This is a genomic window from Mycobacterium sp. H4Y, from assembly GCF_000364405.1.
Classification (GTDB): domain Bacteria; phylum Actinomycetota; class Actinomycetes; order Mycobacteriales; family Mycobacteriaceae; genus Mycobacterium; species Mycobacterium intracellulare.
Genome location: NZ_AKIG01000003.1, coordinates 349,902 through 371,806, shown reverse-complemented (window position 1 = coordinate 371,806; position 21,905 = coordinate 349,902). Strand labels below are relative to the sequence as shown.

The following is a 21,905-nucleotide window of genomic DNA, read 5'->3' as shown; positions in this document are numbered from 1 at the left end:
CACCGATGAGCACCGAGACCACGCCTCAAACGGGGCCGCACACCGCGGAAGAACTAGCATCTAGCACCGTGTCAGCCACGGAAACCAATCACCGGATCGCCCGGCTGGTTGCTTCCGTCGCCGGGCTGCTCGGCGTGCTGCTGGCGATCGCCACCCCGCTGCTGCCGGTCGACCAGACCACCGCCCAGCTGAACTGGCCACAGAACGGCACCTTCGGCAGCGTCGAGGCGCCCCTGATCGGTTACGTGGCCACCGATTTGAACATCACCGTCCCGTGTCAGGCCGCCGCCGGGCTGACCGGCGGGGGTAACGCCGGCAAGACGGTGTTGCTGTCGACGGTGCCCAAGCAGGCGCCCAAGGCGGTCGACCGGGGCCTGCTGATCGTGCGGGCCAACGACGAGCTGGTGCTGGTGGTGCGCAACGTCCCGGTGGTGAGCGCCCCGCTGAGCCAGGTGCTCGGCCCGGCCTGCCAGCGGCTGACGTTCACCGCGCACGCCGACCGGGTGACCGCCGAGTTCGTCGGCCTGACCCAGGGACCCAATTCCGAGCATCCCGGCTCGCCGCTGCGGGGGGAGAAGAGCGGCTACGACTTCCGGCCTCAGATCGTCGGCGTCTTCACCGATCTCAGCGGGCCGACCCCGCCCGGGCTGAGCTTCTCGGCGACCGTCGACACCCGCTACAGCAGCAGCCCCACCCCGCTGAAGATGGCGGCGATGATCCTGGGGCTGGTGCTGACCGCCGCCTCCCTGGTCGCGCTGCACCGGCTCGACACCGCCGACGGAACCCGGCACCGCCGCTTCCTACCCGCGCGCTGGTGGTCCATCGGCGCGCTGGACGCCCTGGTGATCGCGGTGCTGGTGTGGTGGCATTTCGTCGGCGCCAACACCTCCGACGACGGCTACATCCTGACCATGGCCCGGGTGTCCGAGCACGCCGGCTACATGGCCAACTACTACCGCTGGTTCGGCACGCCCGAGGCACCGTTCGGCTGGTACTACGACCTGCTGGCGCTGTGGGCCCACGTGAGCACCACCAGCATCTGGATGCGGTTGCCGACCCTGGTGATGGCGCTGACGTGCTGGTGGGTGATCAGCCGGGAGGTCATGCCCCGCCTCGGCCATGCGGTCAAGCAGAACCGCGCGGCGGCCTGGACCGCGGCGGGCACGTTCCTGGCGGTCTGGCTCCCGCTCGACAACGGGCTGCGCCCCGAGCCGATCATCGCCCTGGGCATCCTGCTGACGTGGTGTTCGGTGGAGCGCGCGGTGGCCACCAGCCGGCTGCTGCCGGTGGCGATCGCGTGCATCATCGGCGCGCTGACCCTCTTTTCCGGGCCGACGGGCATCGCCTCGATCGGCGCCCTGCTGGTCGCCATCGGGCCGCTGCGCACCATCCTGCACCGCAGGATCACCCGGTTCGGCGCGCTGCCGCTGGCGCTGCCGTTGCTGGCCGCGGTCACCGTCACCGCCATCCTGATCTTCCGCGACCAGACGCTGGCCGGCGAGGTCCAGGCCACCATGCTCAAGCGCGCCGTCGGCCCCAGCCTCAGTTGGTTCGACGAACACATCCGCTACGAGCGGCTGTTCATGGCCAGCCCCGACGGGTCGGTCGCCCGCCGCTTCGCCGTGCTGGCGCTGGTGCTCGCGCTCGGGGTCACGGTCGCAATGTCGTTGCGCAAGGGCCGAATTCCGGGCACCGCCGCTGGGCCGAGCCGCCGCATCGTCGGGATCACCATCATCTCGTTCGTCGCGATGATGTTCACCCCCACCAAGTGGACCCACCACTTCGGCGTGTTCGCCGGGCTCGCCGGGCCGCTGGGCGCGCTCGCCGCGGTCGCGGTGACCGCGGTGGCCATGCGGTCACGGCGCAACCGCACCGTGTACGCCGCCGTGGTGCTGTTCCTGGTGGCGCTGTCGTTCGCCAGCGTCAACGGCTGGTGGTACGTCTCGAATTTCGGTGTGCCCTGGTCGAATGCGTTCCCGGCATGGCATTACGCGTTCGCCACCGCCCTGCTCGGGCTGACCGTGGTGGTGCTGCTGGCGGCGGCGTGGTTCCACTTCGTCGCCCCCGAGAACGGGCCACCCAAGACCCGTCTGGGCGCACGCGTGGCGGGAATCATCCAGTCCCCGTTGGCAATTGCGACGTGGGTGCTGGTGGTGTTCGAGGTGGCGTCGCTGACCCTGGCGATGACCGACCAGTATCCGGCCTGGTCCGTCGGCCGCTCCAACCTGCAGGCGCTGACCGGCAAGACGTGCGGGCTGGCCGAGGACGTTCTGGTGGAGCAGGACCCGAACGCGGGCATGCTCTCGCCGGTGGGCGCCTCGGCGGCGGACGCCCTCGGCGCCGGCCTGTCGGAAGCCTTCACGCCCAACGGAATTCCCGCCGACGTCCGCGCCGACCCGGTGATGGAACGGCCGGGTGACCGCAGCTTCGTCAACGACGAGGAGAAGACCGGCAGCAACCAGGCGGGAACCGAGGGCGGCACCACCCCCGCGCCGGGGATCAACGGATCGTCGGCCCAGCTGCCCTTCAACCTCGACCCCGCGCGCACCCCGGTGCTCGGCAGCTGGCGCTCGGGCATCCAGATTCCCGCGCACCTGCGGTCCGGGTGGTATCGCCTGCCCGCGCGCGACGAGGCGGGCCCGCTGCTGGTGGTGAGCGCGGCCGGGCGTTTCGACCCCCGCGAGGTCCAGGTGCAGTGGGCCACCGACGCGCAGGCGGCGGGCGGGCACCCCGGCGGCTCGTTCCAATTCGCCGACGTGGGCGCGTCCCCGGCCTGGCGCAACCTGCGCCTGGCGCTGTCGGCGATCCCCGACTCCGCCACCCAGATTCGATTGGTCGCCGACGACGAGGACCTGGCGCCGCAGCACTGGATCGCCCTGACACCGCCGCGCATTCCGCGGCTGCGCACGCTGCAGGACGTGGTGGGCTCCGCCGACCCGGTGTTCCTGGACTGGCTCGTCGGGCTGGCCTTCCCGTGTCAGCGACCGTTCGGCCATCAGAACGGCGTCGACGAGACACCGAAGTGGCGCATCCTGCCCGACCGGTTCGGCGCCGAGGCCAACTCGCCCGTGATGGACAACAACGGCGGCGGCCCGCTGGGCGTCACCGAACTCCTGGTGAAAGCCACCACGATGGCCACCTATCTCAAGGACGACTGGTCCCGCGACTGGGGCTCGCTGCAGCGGCTGACGCCGTATTACCCCGGCGCGCAACCCGCCGACCTACTGCTGGGAACGGCGACGCGCAGCGGTCTGTGGAACCCGGCGCCGCTGCGCAAGACGTAGGCGCCGTCGCGGGCGCGACCCTTGAACGCGGATATCCGTAAGCCTATGCTTACGGTTCGTGACCACTTACCAAACCGCTGACGCGTGGCTGGCGTTGGCGGACGGGACGCGGCGGGCCATCGTGGAACGGCTCGCGCACGGCCCGTCGGCGGTCGGTGAGTTGGCGCGCGACCTGCCGGTCAGCAGACCCGCCGTGTCGCAACACCTCAAGGTGCTCAAGTCCGCCGGGCTGGTGCGCGACCGGGCCGCGGGAACCCGTCGCGTCTATCAGCTCGACCCCACCGGCCTCGAGGCGCTCCGCGCCGACCTCGACCGGTTCTGGACCCAGGCGCTCGCCGGCTATGCGCGGACCATCGACGAGACCAACGAAGGATCGACATGACATCCCAGCGGACGCCCAACGTCACCCACCACGTCGTCGTCAACGCCCCCATCGAGCGCGCGTTCACCGTCTTCACGCAGCAGTTCGGCGCGTTCAAGCCACGCGAGCACAATCTCTTGGCGGTCCCCATCGCCGAGACCGTGTTCGAGCCCCGCGTCGGCGGCCACATCTACGACCGCGGCGTCGACGGAAGCGTGTGCCGGTGGGCGCGGATCCTGGTCTACGAGCCGCCGCATCGCGTGGTGTTCAGCTGGGACATCGGCCCGACCTGGCAGCTGGAAGCCGACCCGGCCAAAACCAGCGAGGTCGACGTCCGCTTCACCGCCCAGCCCGACCGACGCACCCGGGTGGACCTCGAACACCGCCAGCTCGACCGCCACGGGCCGGGCTGGCCCTCGGTGGCCGACGGGGTCGACGGCGACGCGGGATGGCCGCTCTACCTGGCCCGCTACGCCGACCTGCTGAGCGGCGGTGACCCGCGATGACCGCCGACCTGATGCCCATGGCCCGCGCCGAACGGGCCGACCTGGCGGACTTTTTGGCCACCCTGGCGCCGCGGGACTGGGAGGCGCCCAGCCTGTGCGCGCGGTGGAGCGTGAAAGACGTTGTCGCGCATGTGATCAGCTACGAGGAGCTCGGCACCCTGGGGCTGGTGAAGCGATTCGCGAAGGGCCTGGTGGTGCGGGCCAACCAGGTGGGCGTCGATGAATTCTCGCACCTGACCCCGCAACAATTGCTGGAGTTTCTGCGCAACCACCTCGAACCACGCGGATTGACAGCGGGTTTCGGCGGAATGATCGCCCTCGTCGACGGCACGATCCATCACCAGGACATCCGCCGCGCGCTGGACCGGCCGCGCGAGGTCCCGCCCGACCGCCTGGAACGGGTCCTCTCCCTGGTGCCCGGCAACCCCAGGATCGGCGCGGGACGGCGAATCAGGCGCCTGCGCCTGCGCGCCACCGACCTCGAGTGGACGCACGGCGACGGGCCCGAGGTGACCGGCCCCGGCGAGGCGCTGCTCATGGCGATGTCCGGGCGCCCGGCCGCGCTCGCCGACCTCGACGGTCCCGGGCACGCGACCCTGGCGGCCCGGCTCGGCGGATAGCAGCGCCCGCTGCCCGGCCCCGCGTCCCGATGGCACAAAGCCGCGTCGCTTACGATCGACCTCGTGCCCCACGACCGTAATGAGCGATCGCAGCGCATCCCACGATCGGTGGCCGCGGTCGCGGGAATCGCGGGGCTGTTGTTGTGCCTCCTCGTCCCGGTGCTTCCGGCGAAACAGACCACCGCGACGGTGCTGTGGCCGCAGGGCACGGTGGACGGGCACGTCAGCCAGATCACCGCGCCCCTGGTGTCGGGGGCGCCCCGCGCGCTGGACATCTCCATTCCCTGCCCGGACATCGCGACCCTGCCCGCCAGCGGGGGTTTGGTGGTCTCGACGCTGCCGCCCGGCGGGATGGACGCCGGGAAGAACGGGCTGTTCGTGCGCGCGAACAAGGACGTCGTCGTCGTGGCGTTCCGCGACACCGTCGCGGCGGTGGCGCAGCGCTCGGCCATCGCCGCCGGGGGCTGCAGCGTGCTGCACGCCTGGGCCGGCGTCGGGGCGGCCGGCGCCGAGTTCGTCGGCATACCCGGCGCCACCGGGGTCCTGCCGGCCGAGAAGAAGCCTCAGGTCGGCGGGATCTTCACCGACCTGAAGGTGCCCGCGGGGCCGGGGCTTTCGGCCCGGGTCGACATCGACACCCGATTCATCACCGCGCCCACCGCGGTCAAGAAGATCGTGATGGCGCTGGGCGTCCTGTCCGTGCTGACGGCCATCGTGGCGCTCGCGGTGCTGGACCGCCGCAGCCGGGGCGGCGGCACGCTGCTCAACTGGCGCTCCCCCATCGCCTGGCTGTCCCGGTACCGGCCCGGCACGCACCTGGCGAACTGGCGGCGCGTCGGGCTGGCGACGTGGATCGCCGACGCCGGGGTGATCGCAACCCTGTTGCTGTGGCACATCATTGGCGCCACCACATCGGACGACGGCTACAACCTGACCATCGCCCGCGTCGCTCCGCGCGCCGGTTACGTCGCCAACTACTACCGCTACTTCGGCACCACCGACGCCCCCTTCGACTGGTATCTCGGGGTGCTGTCCAAGCTCGCCTCGGTGAGCACGGCGGGCGTCTGGATGCGGCTGCCCGCCACGCTGGCCGGGATCGGCTGCTGGCTGATCATCGGCCATTGGATGCTGCGCCGGCTGGGCCCCGGCAGGGGTGGACTGGCGGCCAACCGCGTCGCGGTCTTCACCGCGGGCGCGGTGTTCGTCGCGGCCTGGCTGCCGTTCAACAACGGGCTGCGGCCCGAACCGCTGATCGCCCTCGGCGTCCTGGTCACCTGGATGCTGGTCGAACGCGCGATCGCCCTGCGACGGCTCGCCCCGGCCGCGGTGGCCATCATCGTGGCGCTGCTGAGCGCGATGCTGGCGCCGCAGGGTCTGATCGCCGTGGCCGCGCTGCTGACCGGGGCGCGGGCCGTCGCGCAGACGATCCGGCGTCGCCGGGCAACCGACGGGCTGCTGGCGCCGCTGGCGGTGCTGGGCGCGTCGCTCTCGGTGATCCTCGTGGTGGTGTTCCGCAGCCAGACGCTGGCCACGGTGCTGGAGTCCGCCCGCATCAAATACAAGGTCGGGCCGACGATCGCCTGGTACCAGGACTGGCTGCGCTACTACTTCCTCACGGTCGAGTCCAATCCCGACGGATCGATGGCGCGGCGGTTCGCGGTGCTGATCCTGCTGCTGTGCCTGTTCGGGATGCTCGTCATCCTGCTGCGCCGCGGCCACGTTCCCGGCGTGGCCAGCGGCCCGGCCTGGCGGCTGATCGGCACCACCGCGATCGGCCTGCTGCTCGTCACGTTCACCCCGACGAAGTGGGCGATCCAGTTCGGTGCCTTCGCGGGGCTGGCCGGGGCGCTGGGCGCGGTCACCGCGTTCGCCTGCTCGCGGATCGGCCTGCACAACCGCCGCAACCTGACCCTGTACGTCACCGCGCTGCTGTTCGTGCTGGCGTGGGCCACGTCCGGCATCAATGGCTGGTTCTACGTCGGCAACTACGGGGTGCCGTGGTACGACATCCAACCGGTCGTCGCCAGCCACCCGGTGACGTCGATGTTCCTGACGTTGTCGATCATCACCGGACTGCTGGCCGCCTGGCAGCACTTCCGGATGGACTACGCCGGCCACACCGAGGTCAAGGACAACCGGCGCAACCGCGTCCTGGCGTCGACCCCGCTGCTGGTGGTCGCGACCATCATGGTCGTCGGCGAGGTCGCCTCGCTGACCAAGGGCGCGGTGTTCCGCTACCCGCTCTACACCACCGGCAAGGCCAACCTCGCCGCGATCACTTCGGGCCTGTCCGCCACCAGCTGCGCCATGGCCGACGACGTGCTGGCCGAGCCCGACCCCAACGCGGGCATGCTGGCCCCGGCACCGGGCCAGACCTTCGGGCCCGACGGACCGCTCGGGGGCGTCAATCCGGTGGGCTTCAAACCCGAAGGCGTGGGCGAGGACCTGCAATCCGACCCGGTGGTGACCAAGCCGGGACTGGTCAACTCCGACGCCTCCCCGAACAAGCCGAACGTCGCCTACAGCGACTCGGCGGGAACCGCCGGCGGCAAGGGCCCGGTCGGGGTCAACGGCTCCCACGCGGCGCTGCCGTTCGGGCTGGACCCGGCCCGCACCCCGGTGATGGGCAGCTACGGCGAGAACACGCTGGCCGCCACCGCCACCTCGGCCTGGTACCAGCTGCCCGCGCGCACGCCCGCCCGGCCCCTGGTGGTCGTCTCCGCCGCCGGCGCGATCTGGTCCTACAAGGAGGACGGCACCTTCACCTACGGGCAATCGCTGAAGCTGCAATGGGGCGTCACCCGCCCGGACGGCACCACCCAGCCGCTGGCCGAGGTGCAGCCGATCGACATCGGCCCGCAGCCGGCGTGGCGCAACCTGCGTTTCCCGCTGGCGTGGGCGCCGCCGGAGGCGAACGCGGCGCGCATCGTCGCCTACGACCCGAACCTGAGCTCCGAGCAGTGGTTCGCGTTCACGCCGCCGCGGGTGCCGGTGCTGGAAACCCTGCAGCAACTGGTCGGGTCGCAGACGCCGGTGCTGATGGACATCGCGACCGCCGCCAACTTCCCGTGCCAGCGGCCGTTCTCCGAACACCTTGGCGTTGCCGAACTTCCGGGGTACCGCATCCTTCCGGACCGCAAGCAGACAGCGGCGTCGTCGAACCTGTGGCAGTCCAGCGAGGCCGGCGGGCCCTTCCTGTTCCTGCAGGCGCTGCTGCGCACGTCGACGATCTCGACGTATCTGCGCGGCGATTGGTATCGCGACTGGGGATCCGTGGAGCAGTACTTCCGGTTGGTGCCGGCTGATTTGGCGCCGGACGCCGCGATCGAACAGGGTGTGATGACAGTGCACGGCTGGAGCCGGCAGGGACCGATTCGGGCGTTGCCATGAGCGCGACGAGCATGCGCGACGACGTGCGAACGACGCGTTGGGTGGCGACCATCGCCGGCCTGATCGGGTTCGTGCTGTCCGTCGCCACCCCGCTGCTGCCCGTCGTGCAGACGACCGCGACGCTGAACTGGCCCCAGAACGGACAGCTGAATAGCGTTACGGCACCGTTGATTTCGCTGACCCCGGTCGACATGACCGCCACCGTTCCCTGCTCGCTGGTGCGCGATCTGCCGCCGGAGGGCGGGGTGGTGGTGAGCACCGGGCCCAAGAAGGGCAAGGACGCCGCGCTCAACGCGCTGTTCGTCGTCGTCAACGGCAAGCGCGTCGACGTCACCGACCGCAATGTGGTGATCGCCAGCGTGTCTCGGGACCAGGCGATGTCGCCACAGTGCCAGCGCATCGAGATCACCTCGACGAAGGCCGGCACGTTCGCCACCTTTGTCGGGCTCAATGATTCGGCGGGCAAACCGATCGGCGGCGGATTCCCCGACCCGAACCTGCGTCCACAGATCGTCGGTGTGTTCACCGACCTGACCGGTCCGGCCCCGGCCGGCTTGAAGCTGTCGGCGACCATCGACACCCGGTTCTCCACCACCCCAACCACTTTGAAACTGGTCGCGATGGTGTTGGCGATCGTGGCGACCATGGTTGCGCTGGTCGCGTTGTGGCGACTCGACCAGCTGGACGGGCGGCGGATGCGCCGGCTCATTCCGGCGAATTGGCGCACGTTCACCCTCGCCGATGTCGCGGTGATCTTCGGGTTCGTGCTCTGGCACGTGATCGGGGCGAACTCGTCCGACGACGGCTACATCCTCGGCATGGCGCGGGTGGCCGATCGCGCCGGCTACATGTCGAACTACTTCCGCTGGTTCGGCAGCCCCGAGGACCCCTTCGGCTGGTACTACAACCTGCTGGCGCTGATGACCCACGTCAGCGACGCCAGCCTGTGGATGCGACTGCCGGACCTGTTCGCCGGAATCGTGTGCTGGCTGTTGCTGTCTCGCGAGGTGCTGCCCCGGCTGGGGCCCGCGGTGGCCGCCAGCAAGCCGGCGAACTGGGCGGCGGGCATGGTGTTGCTGACGGCGTGGATGCCGTTCGACAACGGTCTGCGCCCCGAGCCGATCATCGCGCTCGGTTCGCTGGTCACCTACGTGCTGATCGAACGTTCCATGCGGTACAGCCGGCTGACTCCCGCGGCGCTGGCGGTCATCACCGCCGCCTTCACGCTCGGTGTGCAGCCCACCGGCCTGATCGCCGTGGCCGCCTTGGTCGCCGGTGGCCGCCCGATCCTGCGCATCCTGGTCCGCCGTCATCGCCTGGTGGGCACGTGGCCGCTGGTGGCGCCCATGCTGGCCGCCGGCACGGTCATCCTGACCGTGGTGTTCGCCGACCAGACGCTGCGAGCGGTGTTGGAAGCCACCAGGATTCGGACCGCGATCGGGCCGAGCCAGGCGTGGTACACCGAGAACCTGCGCTACTACTACCTGATCCTGCCCACCGTCGACGGTTCGCTGTCGCGCCGGTTCGGGTTCCTGATCACCGCGCTGTGCCTGTTCACCGCCGTGTTCATCATGTTGCGGCGCAAGCGGGTTCCGGGTGTGGCCCGCGGCCCGGCGTGGCGGCTGATGGGCGTCATCTTCGGCACCATGTTCTTCCTGATGTTCACGCCCACCAAGTGGGTGCACCACTTCGGCCTGTTCGCCGCCGTGGGGGCGGCGATGGCCGCGCTGACCACGGTGCTGGTCTCGCCGGCGGTGCTGCGGTGGTCGCGCAACAGGATGGCGTTCCTGGCGGCGGTACTGTTCCTGATGGCGCTGTGCTTCGCCACCACCAACGGCTGGTGGTACGTCTCCAGCTACGGCGTCCCGTTCAACAGCACCATGCCGAAGATCGGCGGAATCTCGGTCAGCACAATCTTTTTCGCGCTGTTCGTGCTCGCCGTGCTGTACGCGATCTGGTTGCACTTCGCGTCCCGCGACCGCGGGGAGGGCCGGGTCGCGCGGGCGCTGACGGCCGCACCGGTGCCCATCGCGGCGGGATTCATGGCGCTGGTGTTCATCGCGTCGATGGTGGCCGGCATCGTGCGCCAGTACCCCACCTACTCCAACGCCTGGGACAACCTGCGCGAGTTCAGCGGGGGCTGCGGCCTGGCCGACGACGTGCTCGTCGAGCCGGACAGCAACGTCGGCTACATGGCGCCGCTACCCGGCAACTACGGGCCGCTGGGGCCGCTGGGCGGGGAGCACCCGGTGGGATTCAGTCCCAACGGTGTGCCCGAACACATTGTCGCCGAAGCCATTCGGATCACCCCGAATCAACCCGGAACCGACTACGACTGGGACGCGCCGACCAAGCTGAGCGCGCCGGGCATCAACGGCTCGACGGTGCCGCTGCCCTACGGCCTGGATCCCGATCGGGTTCCGCTGGCCGGCAGCTACACCACCGCGGCGCAGCAGCAGAGCAGGCTCACCTCGGCGTGGTACCGGTTGCCCAAACCCGATGCCGGGCATCCGCTCGTGGTGGTGTCCGCCGCCGGCAAGATCGACGGCAACAGCGTGCTGCACCACCACACCGACGGCCAGAAAGTGGTGCTCGAGTACGGGCGGCCCGGGCCCGCGGGTGACACCGGGGCCGGCATCGTGCCCGCCGGACGGCTGGTGCCCTACGACCTGAACGGCGAGCAGCCAAAGGCCTGGCGCAACCTGCGTTTCGCCCGCTCCGACATGCCGGCGGACGCGGTCGCCGTGCGGGTGGTGGCCGAGGACCTGTCCCTGACGCCGGAGGACTGGATCGCGGTGACCCCGCCGCGGGTGCCGGAGATGCGTTCGCTACAGGAGTACGTCGGCTCGACGCAGCCGGTGCTGATGGACTGGGCGGTCGGGTTGGCCTTCCCCTGCCAGCAGCCGATGCTGCACGTCAACGGCGTCACCGAGATCCCCAAATTCCGCATCACCCCGGACTACACGGCCAAGAAGATGGACACCGACACCTGGGAAGACGGAACCAACGGGGGGCTGCTGGGCATCACCGACCTGCTGCTGCGGGCCCACGTGATGTCGACGTACCTGTCCCACGACTGGGGCCGCGACTGGGGGTCGCTGCGCAAATTCGACACCATCGCCGACGCGCATCCCGCGCAGCTCGATCTCGGAACCGCCACCCGCACCGGGTGGTGGTCGCCGGGCCCGATCCGCATCAAGCCGTAACCGCGGCGAAAAGCGTCAATTATCGGCGTGTCTAAATGGCGTGCCGCGGCCGCAATTCCTCCGCGGAATAACGCGCCGAATTAACGCCTGAGTAATTGCTGGGCGAGGGTTTGAATCGGCCAATCGCGGGACAATACTCATTCCGATGTGATCCAGTTCACACGACGGGAAGGGGTAGTCCCGATGCGCACGCAGACACGCCTGAAAACCCCCGCGGCCGCGCTCACGGTGCTGGTTTTGCCGGCCACGACATTCGCCATCGGCACGGCGGGGGCCGAGGGAGCCGGCACCACCGTCGTTTTCGACGCCAAACTTCGGCGTTGCGATTTCAGCCTGGTCAGTTTTGCCGTGCAGGTGCCGCACCCCTCGCTGGGGACGGGGTACGCCGTCGTGCGCACGGCAGGGTCGAGGGTGGTCGCGGACGTCCATTTGGTGAACCCGCCGGAGCCCGGCACCCATTTCGACGTGGGACTGATCCAGGTGCCCCGCCCCGCCTCCGCCCCATGCGGGCCCGGCGACCCCGGGACCGCCTTCGCCGGCCTGGACACCGACGGGGCGGGCAGCGGGAACACGACCGTCCAGGACAGCATCCGGCCCGGCACGACCGGCGTGTGGGTGATCATCGAGCAACCGAACGCCCACGCGCAGAGCCCGGCGGAGTTCTACACCTCCGAGTTCGTCGTGCCGGTGAGGGCGTAGGGCAGATGAGAGGCGAAAGTGTCCGCATCCCAACGGGACACACGACAGCAGCGAATCGCGGCCGATGACGCCACCGGCGACCTGTCCGCGGTCCGGGGCTCCGCGTTGCCTGCTGACGGTGTCCCCGAGGAGATCGACACGTCGTCGGCGGCGGCCGAGGCGGCGGCGCTGGAGCGCGGCTCGGCCATGCTCGTGGTCAAACGGGGACCCAACGTCGGATCGCACTTCGTCCTGAACCAGCCCGTCATGACCGCCGGACGCCACCCGGCCAGCGACATCTACCTCGACGACATCACGGTCAGCCGACGGCATGCCGAATTCCGCAGCGAGAACGGCGAATTCCGCGTCGTCGACCTCGGCAGCCTCAACGGCACCTATCGCAACCGCGAAGCCGTCGACTCCGCGGCGCTGGCCAACGGCGACGTCCTGCAGATCGGCAATTTCCGGCTGGTGTTCCTCGCCGCCCAGACGCCGTGATCCGACGATGTACACCTGCGAATTCCGGCCCGGCCAAACGATCTTCGCCCAGGGCGACCCGGGGGAGCGGATCTATCTGATCGCCGAAGGCACGGTGACGATCAGCCTCCGCGACCCCGCGGGCCGCACCGGCGTGCGGGCGATCCTGGGACCCACGGACATCTTCGGCGAGCTGGCGGTGTTCGACCCCGCCCCTCGCGCGTGCACCGCCACGGCGCTCACCGAGGTGCGAGCCCTGTGGCTGGACCGCGCCACCCTGCGCGCGTCGATGGCGCGAGATCCGGCGCTCGCCGAACAGCTGCTGCGGGCGCTGACCCGGCGAGTGCGGGCCGCCGAACGACAACTCGTCGAACTGGTTTCCAGCGACGTCAACGCCCGCGTCGCCCGCCAGCTGCTGGCGCTGGGCAGGCGGTTCGGCACCCGCGAGGGCGGCGCCATGCGGGTCGCGCACGAACTCAGCCAGGACGAGCTGGCCCAGCTGGTGGGCGCCGACCGGGTGTCGGTGAACAAGGCATTGGGCAGCTTCACGACACGCGGCTGGATCTCGTTGAGAGGCAAGACCGTTGTGATCATCAACCCCGACGCGCTGGCAAGACGCGCCGGAGACGTCGGGGGCGCCGACGGCACCCGCTACGCCCTACCCCACGACGATCGGCTCGGCGCGTAGCGTCTGTCCCATGAGCGACTACGCCGTGGAGGCGGTGGACAGGCTGCCGTTCTCCACCGAGGAAAAATCGCAGCGCTACGCGACGGAGAACTACGGCGGGGCCGTCGGTCTCAATTGGTACAGCACCGATCCCACGCTGCAGTTCACCATGGCCTACTACCTGCAGCCCGACGAGCTGAAGCTGGCCGAGCGCCATCTGACACACATCGGCGAGCTGATGGGCGGCCCGGTGGCGCGGTGGGCCGAGGAGACCGACCGCAACCCGCCGCGGCTTCAGCGCTACGACCGGTGGGGCCACGACGTCAGCGAGGTGGTCATGCCGACGTCGTTCACCCAGTCCAAGCGGGCCGTCCTGGACGCCCAGCGGGCGCTGCGGACCGAGGCGCGCGAGGCGAAGATGAGCTCGTCGCTGACGCTGTTCGCGTCGAATTATCTGCTCAATCAAGCCGATATCGGCATGGGCTGCGCGCTGGGCACCGGGGGCGGCATGGTCCAGTCGCTGGTGGCGGCCTACGCGCCGGCCGACGTGGCCGAACACGTGCTGGCCAAATTCGCCTCCGGCGAGTGGGCCGGCGAGACGGCCCAGCTGCTCACCGAGCGCACCGGCGGCTCCGACCTGGGAGCCCTCGAGACGACCGCCACCCGTCACGGCGACTCGTGGCTGCTGAACGGGTTCAAGTGGTTTGCGTCCAACTGCGCCGGGGAGGCGTTCGTCGTCCTGGCCAAACCCGAAGGCGCACCGGACTCTTCGCGGGGCGTCGCCAATTTCCTGGTGCTGCGCACCCGCCGCGACGGCTCCCGCAACGGGGTGCGGGTCCGGCGCCTGAAGGACAAGCTCGGCACCCGTTCGGTGGCCTCGGGCGAGGTCGAGTTCGTCGACGCCGAGGCGTTCCTGCTGTCCAGCGAACCCACCGCCGAGTCCGGCCCCTCCGACGGCAAGGGGCTGGGCCGCATGATGGAGCTGACCAACGCCGCGCGGCTGGGCATCGCGTTGTTCGGGCTCGGCAATGCGCGGCGCGCCCTGGTGGAGTCGCTGTGCTACGCGCGGCAGCGGCGCGCCTTCGGCGCGGCGCTGATCGACAAGCCGTTGATGCGGCGCAAGCTCGCCGAGATGATCGTCGATGTCGAGGCCGCCCAGGCGCTGGTGTTCGACGGCACCGGCGCCACCAACCATCGCCAGCCGCGCAGCCTGCGGCAGCGCATCGCGGTGCCGGTCACCAAGCTGAAGGTGTGCCGGCTCGGGATCACCGCGGCGTCGGACGCGATCGAGATCCACGGCGGCAACGGCTACATCGAGACCTGGCCGGTGGCAAGGCTTTTGCGTGACGCGCAGGTCAACACCATCTGGGAGGGCCCGGACAACATCCTGTGCCTGGACGTGCGCCGCGGAATCGAGCAGACCCGCGCGCACGAGACGCTGCTGGCCCGGCTGCGCGACGCCGTGTCGGTCGCCGACGACGACGAAGCCACCAGGCTGGTCGCCGGCCGGATCGAGGATCTCGACGCGGCGATCACCGCGTGGTCCAAACTTGACCGGGAGCTGGCCGAGGCGCGGCTGTTCGGACTGGCGCAATTCATGGGCGACGTCTACGGCGGCGCGTTGCTCATCGAGCAGGCCGCCTGGGAGCGCGCCACCCGCGGCGGCGGGCGCAAGGCGCTGGTGGCGCGGCTCTACGCGCAGCGCTATCTGGCCGATCGCGGGGCGCTGCGCGGTATCGATGCCGACTCCGACGAGGCGCTGGAGCGCTTCGACGAGTTGCTCGAGGGCGCCTTCACCGACGGCGGTGCGGACTAGATCGGGATGAGCCCGTGCTTGCGGGCCGTGCGGAACCACAACTGCTTGTCCCGCAACAGCTTCATCGACTTGCGCAGCAACAGCCTGGTCTGGTGCGGGTCGATGACCGCGTCGATGAAGCCGCGTTCGGCGGCGGTCCACGGGATCGCCATGTTGAGGTTGTAGCCCTCGATGAAGTCCTTCTTGATCTGCTGCGCCTCGGGGGTGGTCGGGTCGGGGAACCGCTTCATCAGCAGCTGCGCGGCCCCCTCGGCGCCGATCACCGCGATCCGCGCCGTGGGCCAGGCGAAGTTGAAGTCGGCGGTCAGCTGCCGCGAGCCCATCACCGCGTACGCGCCGCCGTAGGACTTGCGCACGGTGATCGTTACCTTGGGCACGTCGGCCTCGACCACGGAGTAGAGGAATCGCCCGCCGCGCTTGATGATTCCCCGCTTCTCCTCCTCGGCGCCCGGCAGGAACCCGGGGGTATCCACCACGAAAACCAGCGGGATGTTGAACGCGTCGCAGAACCGGATGAACCGCGCCGCCTTGTCGGAGGCCTCGTTGTCGATCGACCCGGACATGTACATGGGCTGATTGGCGATCACGCCCACGGGGTGGCCGTCGACCCGGGCGTAGCCGGTGATGATGGCCGGCCCGTGCTGCGCGGCGACGTCGAGGAAGTCGCCGTCGTCGAAGATCCGCAGCAGGATCTCGTGCATGTCGTAGGCCATGTTGTCCGAGTCGGGCACGATCGAGTCGAGCTCGAGGTCGGTCGGGGTGATCTCCGGCTCCAGGCCGGGGTTGACCACCGGCGGCTTGCCGAAGGTGCTCGACGGCAGGAACGACAGGAAGTCGCGCACGTACTGGAACGCCTCGGCCTCGGAGTTCACCACCTGGTGGATGTTGCCGTAGCGGGCCTGCGCGTCGGAGCCACCGAGCTCGTCGAGGGTGACCTCCTCGCCGGTGACCTCGCGGATCACGTCGGGGCCGGTGACGAAGAAGTAGCCCTGGTCGCGCACCGAGACCAGCAGGTCGTCCTGGATCGGTGAATACACCGCTCCCCCAGCGCATTTGCCGAAGATCAAGGAGATCTGGGGCACCAGGCCGCTCAAAGCCTCGTGCCGGCGGCCCAGCTCGGCGTACCACGCCAGCGAGGTGACCGCGTCCTGGATCCGGGCGCCACCGGAGTCCTGGATGCCGATGATGGGGCACCCGATCATCGCGCACCACTCCATCAACCGGGCGACCTTGCGGCCGAACATCTCGCCGACGGTGCCCTGGAAGACCGTCTGGTCGTGGGAGAACACCCCGACCGGGCGGCCGTCGATCATGGCGTGCCCGGTGACGCACCCGTCACCGTAGAGCGCGTTCGGGTCGTTCGGCGTCTTGGCCAGCGCCCCGGTCTCCAGGAAGGTGCCCGGGTCGACCAACGCGTGCACGCGGGCGCGGGCGCTGGGGATGCCCTTCTTGTCGCGCTTGGCGACGGCCTTCTCACCGCCGGGCTCCTGGGCCAGTTCCAGGCGGCGATGGAGCTCGGCCAGCTTCTCGGCGGTGGTGTGCTGGATGGGGGCCGGCGCCATCTCCGTCACTACTTGCCTACCTCACTTGTCTGGGTGCTTTCCGCGTCCACCTTATTCAGCACCTCGGTCAGGTGTGCGCCCACCTTGCCGATGATCGGCTCGTCGATGGCCTGGATGTGCTCACCACCGATGGGGACCACCTCCAGGTCCGCCACGTACTCGCCCCAGCCGCCGTCGGGCTGGCGGATCGCATAGCGCGGCTCGAACTCGATGACGTCGTCGTGGTAGCGGTCGGCCATGTAGAGGGTCACGTGGCCGTCGTAGGGCTCGATCACGACGGTCTCGAGCGCCCGGTTGTCCAGGTACGACGTCCGCTGGTGCTCGACGATGCCGCCCGGGATCTGCACGCCGCTCTGCTGGACGATGTCGAGGACGAATTTGACCTGCCCCTCGTCGTCGAGCTCTTCGAGCTGCTCGTAGGGGATCGCGGGGATCTCGACGTTGAAGGTGCGCTCCGCGAATCTGGCGTAGCGGTCCCAGCGCTTGCGGGTCTCCTCCTTGGTCTGGGGGATCTCCTCGCCGGGGCGCACCGTGTCGATCATCCCGACGAACCGCACGTCGGCGCCGGCCCGCTTCAGCCCGATGGCGCACGCGTACGCCAGGGCGCCACCGAGCGACCAGCCGGCCAGGATGAACGGCTTGCCGTCGTTCATCTCCAGCAGCTTGGGCACGTACTGGGCGGCCCGCTCCTGGATGGTGCCCTCCACGCGCTCGAGCCCGTACATCGGGGTGCCCGCCGGCAGCCGGTTGAGCAGCGGCTCGTAGACCACGGTCGACCCGCCGGCCGGGTGGAACACGAACACCGGTATCTGCGAGTCGTTCTCCGGGGCCCGGATGGTGCGGACGAAGCCGTCGATCTGACCGGCCTCCAGGTACTGGCGGACCTTTTCGGCCAGCTCCTCAATGGTCTCCGACGTCAGCACGTCCTCGGCGGTGATCGTGCCGTCGGCACGCTCCGAGAGGCGCTGCGCCATCTTGGCCGCGGTGTCCTCGTCGAGCTTGGGCAGCGGGTTGAAGATGCCGCCCGGCGACTTGCCGGTGACGATCGCCCAGGTGGCGAAGGTGACCCGCTCGGCGGCGTCACGCGGGGGCACATCGGAATTGAGCGCCTTGGACACCGCTTCCTGGCTGAGCGCTCCCGCCAGGTTCGCCGTGGCGCCGTTGCCCGATGGTCCCGACGGATCCGTCGGCGGCGGCGGAATCGGCGCGTCCGACGACGGCGGTGCCGGCTGGGTCTGCGGCTCGGCCTGCGGGTCGGGCGCCGGCGCGGTCACCGAGTCGACGGTCGCGCCGCTGAGCAACCGCGCCTGTTCCTGCGCGATCTCGTCGGCGGTCAGCGTCTTCTGGTGCTCGTGCAGCTGCTCGACCTCGTCGCGGTGCTCGACCGCGTACTGGATCAGCGTCTCGATGTTGTACAGGTTGGCGTCGCGCACCGCGGTCAACTGGATGGGCGGCAGGTCGAAGTCGTATTCGACGCGGTTCTTGATCCGCACCGCCATCAGCGAGTCCAGGCCGAGCTCGATCAGCGGCACCTCCCACGGCAGGTCCTCGGGCTCGTAGCCCATGGCCGCCGAGACGATCAGGCCCAGCCGCTCGCCGATGGTCTCACCGGAGTCCGGCGACCACCTGCCGACGCTCGACGGCAGGTACCGGTTGGTCAGGCTGTCCGACAGCGTCTCGGCGTCGGTCTCCTCGGCGGGGGCTTCCGCCACCGGCCCGTCGGTCACCGGGGCCGCAATCGCCGCACCGGCGCCCACCGCGGTCGGCAGCGCGGCCACGCTCTGGCCGGCCCGCGACACCAGCGCGTCGTAGACCAGGGTGAAGGACTCGTCGATGCGGGCGTGCACCTGGACCGAGGCGCCGCCCGGGTGCCGGGTCATGGTCGTCACCAGCCGGGCGCCGGCGCCGGGCACCGCGCGCTGCTCGGACACCACCAATTGGGCATCCGAAAGCACCTGTGTCGCGGCCGATCTCACCAACGCGGCCAGGTCGGTCTCGCCGTTGCGCGGCGCGTACTCCCAGACGTGCCGGCCGTCCGGCAGTGCGACGTGGGTGCCGGGCATGATCACCGAGCCGTCGCCGGAGAAGTGCACGTCCAGCCAGTGCTCTTTGCGCTTGAACCTCGTCGGCGGGATGTTCGCGTAGTCCTCGGGGCCTTGAGCACGGGTGAACAGCGTCCGGATGTCCAGGTCGTGGCCGTGCACGTAGAGCTGGGCCATGGCCGAGATCATCGACTCGACGTCGTCCTGCTTTTTGGCCAGCGTCGGAATCAGTTGGGCGTCATGCAAACCCGCGGCCGCGGTGGTCAAACCGATCTGCATCAGCGCCACCGGGTTGGGCGCCAGCTCCAGGAACGTGGTGTGGCCGCTGTCGACGGCGTTGCGCACGCCGTGGGTGAAGTAGACCGAATGCCGCATTCCCTTGACCCAGTACGCGACGTCGTGGATCGGCTCGCCGCCGGGCTTGATGTAGCTGCCCTCGTGCACCGTCGAGAAGATCCCGACGGTGGGGCTCATCGGCTTGATGCCCTGCAGTTCCGCGGAGAACTCACCGAGCAGCGGATCCATCTGCGAGGTGTGGCCGGCGCCCTTGGTCTGCAGCTTTCGGGCGAAGCGGCCCTCGGACTCGGCGCGGGCGACGATGGCGTCGATCTGCTCGGGCGGACCGCCGATCACGGTCTGGCTGGGCGCGGCGTAGACGCACACCTCCAGGCCGGGGAAGTCGGCGAACACCGTCTTGAGCTCGTCGGCGGAGTACTCGACGAGCGCCATGAACCGGATGTACTCGCCGAACAGCATGGCCTCGCCCTCACCCATCAGGTGCGAGCGCGAGGCGATCACGCGGGCGGCGTCGCGCAGCGACAGCCCGCCGGCGAAGTACGCCGACGCGGGCTCACCCAGCGACTGACCCACCACCGCAGCGGGTTTCGCGCCGTGATGCTTGAGCAGCTCGCCCAGCGCGATCTGGATGGCAAAGATGACGACGTTGGAGGTTTCGATGCCGTACTCGTGCGAGTCGTCGAGGATCAGCTCGAGCACCGAGTAGCCGCGCTCGTCCTGAATCAGCGCGTCGACCTTCTCGATCCACTCGGCGAAGACCTCGTTGCGCAGGTACAGGTTTTTGCCCATCTTGCGGTGCTGCGCACCGAAACCGGCCATCGCCCAGACCGGGCCGCTGGTCACCGGACCGTCGACGCTGAACACGTTCGGTCGCTGCTTGCCCTCGGCGACCGCCCGCAGGCCCTTGACGGCCTCCTCGTGATCGTGGGCCAGCACCACCGCGCGCGAGCGGCCGTGGTTGCGCCGCGACAGCGCCCGGCCGATCGATTCCAGCGACGACGCCTGCCCCTCCGGGCTTTCCATCCAGTCCGCGAGCTCGGCGGCCGCGGCCTTCTTGCGCGAGGTCAAAAAGCCCGACACCGCGAGCGGAATCAGCGGCCTGGTCGGCTCCGCCTCCTCTTGCGCGGCAAGCTCTTCCAGCGCGATCGCCTTGAGGCGCAGCGCCTCTTCGGTCACGCCCGGCAGCTCGTAGTCTTCCTCTTCATCGGGCGCCTCGGCGTCGGGGATGATGTTGCCGAAGTCGTCGAATCGCAGCGAGTGGGCCTCGAGGGTGGGGGCCTCGGCCGCCTCGGCGGCTGCGGCGGCCTCTGCCTGGGGGGCGGGCTCGGGCTCGCGCTCCACCACGTCGCGCGGCAAGACCTCGCGCACCACCAGGTGCGCGTTGGCCCCACCGAAGCCGAAGCTGGACACCCCGGCCAGCGCGTAACCGCCGTAGCGCGGCCAATCAGTCGCGCTGTCAACGACTTTCAGGCGCATGCCGTCGAAGTCGATGTAGGGGCTGGGGCTGGCGAAGTTGATGGACGGCGGCAGCTTGTCGTGCTGCAGCGCCAGCACCACCTTGGCCAGGCTCGCCGCGCCGGCGGCCGACTCCAGGTGTCCCACATTGGTTTTCACCGCACCCAGCAGCGCCGGGCGGTCGGCGGGGCGGCCGCGGCCGACGATGCGGCCCAGCGCCTCCGCCTCGATCGGGTCACCCAGGACGGTGCCGGTGCCGTGCGCCTCGATGTAGTCCACGGTCCGCGGGTCGATCCCGGCGTCCTTGTAGGCCCGGCGCAACACCTCGGCCTGGGCGTCCTGGTTGGGGGCGATCAGCCCGTTGGAGCGGCCGTCGTGGTTGACCGCGCTGCCGGCGATCACGGCCAGGATCTGGTCGCCGTCGCGGCGGGCGTCGTCGACCCGCTTGAGCACGAACATGCCGCCACCCTCGGAGCGGGTGTAGCCGTCGGCGTCCGACGAGAACGACTTGATCCGGCCGTCGGGGGAAAGCACCTGACCGATCTCGTCGAAACCGAGTGTGACCAACGGCGTCAGCAGCGCGTTGACGCCGCCGGCGACCGCGACGTCGCATTCGCCGTTGCGCAGCGCCTGCACCGCCTGGTGCGTCGCCACCAGCGAGCTCGAGCAGGCGGTGTCCAGCGCGACCGACGGGCCGCGGAAGTCGTAGAAGTAGGACACCCGGTTGGCGATGATCGAGCTGGCGGTGCCGGTGATCGCGTACGGGTGGGCAACGGTCGGGTCGGAGACCGCGAGGAATTGGTAGTCGTTGTTCGAGAAGCCGACGTACACGCCGACGGCCTCGCCGCGCAAGCTCGACGCCGGGATGCGGGCGTGCTCGAGCGCCTCCCAGGTCAGCTCCAGCGCCATCCGCTGCTGCGGGTCGATGTTGTCGGCCTCGGTCTTGGCGACCGCGAAGAACTCCGAGTCGAAGCCCTTAATGTCCTTCAGGTAGCCGCCGCGGGTGCGGGCGGCGTCGACGCGCGCCGCGATGCGCGGTTCTTCGAGAAACTCCGACCAGCGGCCCTCGGGCAGGTCGGTGATGGCGTCGCGGCCCTCCATGAGCGCTTGCCAGGTTTCGTCGGGGCTGTTCATGTCGCCGGGTAGCCGGGTGGACAGCCCCACGATCGCGATGTCGACGCGCTCGGCCGGGCCGGTGCGGGTCCAGTCCATAGCGTCGTCGGCGGCGGTGTCTATTTCGGGCTCGCCCTCGACGATGCGGGTGGCCAGCGACTCGATCGTCGGATGCTGGAAGGCCACCGCGACCGACAGCGTGACTCCGGTCATGTCCTCGATGTCGGCGGCCATCGCCACCGCGTCGCGCGACGACAGGCCCAGCTCGACCATCGGCACCGACTCGTCGATCTCGTCCGGTGACCGGCCGACCGCCTTGCCCACCCAGTTGCGCAGCCACTGGCGCATCTCGGGGACGGTCATGTCGGTCCCCTTGGCGGCGGGCGGGTGATCGGTGCTTTCGGGGTGCTCGGTGTCAGCCATGGTCCTGT

At 69.9% G+C, this 21,905-nt stretch carries 12 protein-coding genes; 10 read left to right on the top strand and 2 right to left on the bottom strand.

What is annotated here, in order from left to right:
* Positions 1 to 5 precede the first annotated feature (5 nt).
* The 10 genes from W7U_RS22615 to W7U_RS22570 all read left to right on the top strand — a co-directional run bounded on the left by W7U_RS22615 (position 6) and on the right by W7U_RS22570 (position 15,005).
* A complete protein-coding gene (locus W7U_RS22615) occupies positions 6 to 3,284 on the top strand; it encodes an arabinosyltransferase domain-containing protein (protein ID WP_085976417.1) in 3,279 nt (1,092 codons plus the stop codon).
* Positions 3,285 to 3,342: 58 nt separating this feature from the next.
* Positions 3,343 to 3,666, top strand: coding sequence for a metalloregulator ArsR/SmtB family transcription factor (locus W7U_RS22610; RefSeq protein ID WP_008263061.1), 324 nt, complete (start codon positions 3,343 to 3,345; stop codon positions 3,664 to 3,666).
* Positions 3,663 to 4,151, top strand: coding sequence for an SRPBCC family protein (locus W7U_RS22605; RefSeq protein ID WP_008263060.1), 489 nt, complete (start codon positions 3,663 to 3,665; stop codon positions 4,149 to 4,151). The genes W7U_RS22610 and W7U_RS22605 overlap by 4 nt, the downstream gene beginning before the upstream one ends.
* Positions 4,148 to 4,771, top strand: coding sequence for a maleylpyruvate isomerase family mycothiol-dependent enzyme (locus W7U_RS22600; RefSeq protein ID WP_008263058.1), 624 nt, complete (start codon positions 4,148 to 4,150; stop codon positions 4,769 to 4,771). Before W7U_RS22605 ends, W7U_RS22600 begins: the two co-directional genes overlap by 4 nt.
* Before the next feature lie 63 nt (positions 4,772 to 4,834).
* Positions 4,835 to 8,161, top strand: coding sequence for an arabinosyltransferase domain-containing protein (locus tag W7U_RS22595; RefSeq protein ID WP_036429754.1), 3,327 nt, complete (start codon positions 4,835 to 4,837; stop codon positions 8,159 to 8,161).
* Complete coding sequence (gene embB / locus W7U_RS22590; RefSeq protein ID WP_036429752.1) at positions 8,158 to 11,367, top strand: arabinosyltransferase EmbB; 3,210 nt, start codon at positions 8,158 to 8,160, stop codon at positions 11,365 to 11,367. Before W7U_RS22595 ends, embB begins: the two co-directional genes overlap by 4 nt.
* A 183-nt stretch (positions 11,368 to 11,550) precedes the next feature.
* Positions 11,551 to 12,066, top strand: a complete 516-nt coding sequence (locus tag W7U_RS22585; protein WP_008263050.1) for a hypothetical protein — start codon at positions 11,551 to 11,553, stop codon at positions 12,064 to 12,066.
* An 18-nt stretch (positions 12,067 to 12,084) separates the two neighbouring features.
* Positions 12,085 to 12,543 carry an FHA domain-containing protein gene (locus W7U_RS22580; RefSeq protein ID WP_008263040.1) on the top strand — a complete coding sequence of 153 codons (459 nt, stop codon included), beginning with the start codon at positions 12,085 to 12,087 and terminating at the stop codon, positions 12,541 to 12,543.
* A 7-nt stretch (positions 12,544 to 12,550) separates the two neighbouring features.
* Positions 12,551 to 13,210, top strand: coding sequence for a Crp/Fnr family transcriptional regulator (locus W7U_RS22575; protein WP_008263039.1), 660 nt, complete (start codon positions 12,551 to 12,553; stop codon positions 13,208 to 13,210).
* Between the two features lie 10 nt (positions 13,211 to 13,220).
* A complete protein-coding gene (locus W7U_RS22570; protein WP_008263037.1) occupies positions 13,221 to 15,005 on the top strand; it encodes an acyl-CoA dehydrogenase family protein in 1,785 nt (594 codons plus the stop codon).
* On the opposite strand, the gene W7U_RS22565 is transcribed toward W7U_RS22570, so the two are convergent.
* On the bottom strand, positions 15,002 to 16,567 hold the full coding sequence (locus W7U_RS22565; RefSeq protein WP_014378854.1) for an acyl-CoA carboxylase subunit beta: 1,566 nt from the start codon (positions 16,565 to 16,567) through the stop codon (positions 15,002 to 15,004). The two genes, W7U_RS22570 and W7U_RS22565, sit on opposite strands and share 4 nt — an antisense overlap.
* Positions 16,568 to 16,575: 8 nt before the next feature.
* Positions 16,576 to 21,897, bottom strand: coding sequence for a polyketide synthase Pks13 (pks13, locus tag W7U_RS22560; RefSeq protein ID WP_008263033.1), 5,322 nt, complete (start codon positions 21,895 to 21,897; stop codon positions 16,576 to 16,578).
* Positions 21,898 to 21,905: the final 8 nt, after the last annotated feature.

Excerpts from the sequence above, each read along its gene's own strand:
- W7U_RS22615 (WP_085976417.1), top strand. The coding sequence starts at position 6 with ATGAGCACCGAGACCACGCCTCAAACGGGGCCGCACACCGCGGAAGAA.
- W7U_RS22605 (WP_008263060.1), top strand. The coding sequence starts at position 3,663 with ATGACATCCCAGCGGACGCCCAACGTCACCCACCACGTCGTCGTCAAC.
- W7U_RS22600 (WP_008263058.1), top strand. The coding sequence starts at position 4,148 with ATGACCGCCGACCTGATGCCCATGGCCCGCGCCGAACGGGCCGACCTG.
- embB (WP_036429752.1), top strand. The coding sequence starts at position 8,158 with ATGAGCGCGACGAGCATGCGCGACGACGTGCGAACGACGCGTTGGGTG.
- W7U_RS22585 (WP_008263050.1), top strand. The coding sequence starts at position 11,551 with ATGCGCACGCAGACACGCCTGAAAACCCCCGCGGCCGCGCTCACGGTG.
- W7U_RS22575 (WP_008263039.1), top strand. The coding sequence starts at position 12,551 with ATGTACACCTGCGAATTCCGGCCCGGCCAAACGATCTTCGCCCAGGGC.
- W7U_RS22570 (WP_008263037.1), top strand. The coding sequence starts at position 13,221 with ATGAGCGACTACGCCGTGGAGGCGGTGGACAGGCTGCCGTTCTCCACC.
- W7U_RS22565 (WP_014378854.1), bottom strand. The coding sequence starts at position 16,567 with ATGGCGCCGGCCCCCATCCAGCACACCACCGCCGAGAAGCTGGCCGAG.
- pks13 (WP_008263033.1), bottom strand. The coding sequence starts at position 21,897 with ATGGCTGACACCGAGCACCCCGAAAGCACCGATCACCCGCCCGCCGCC.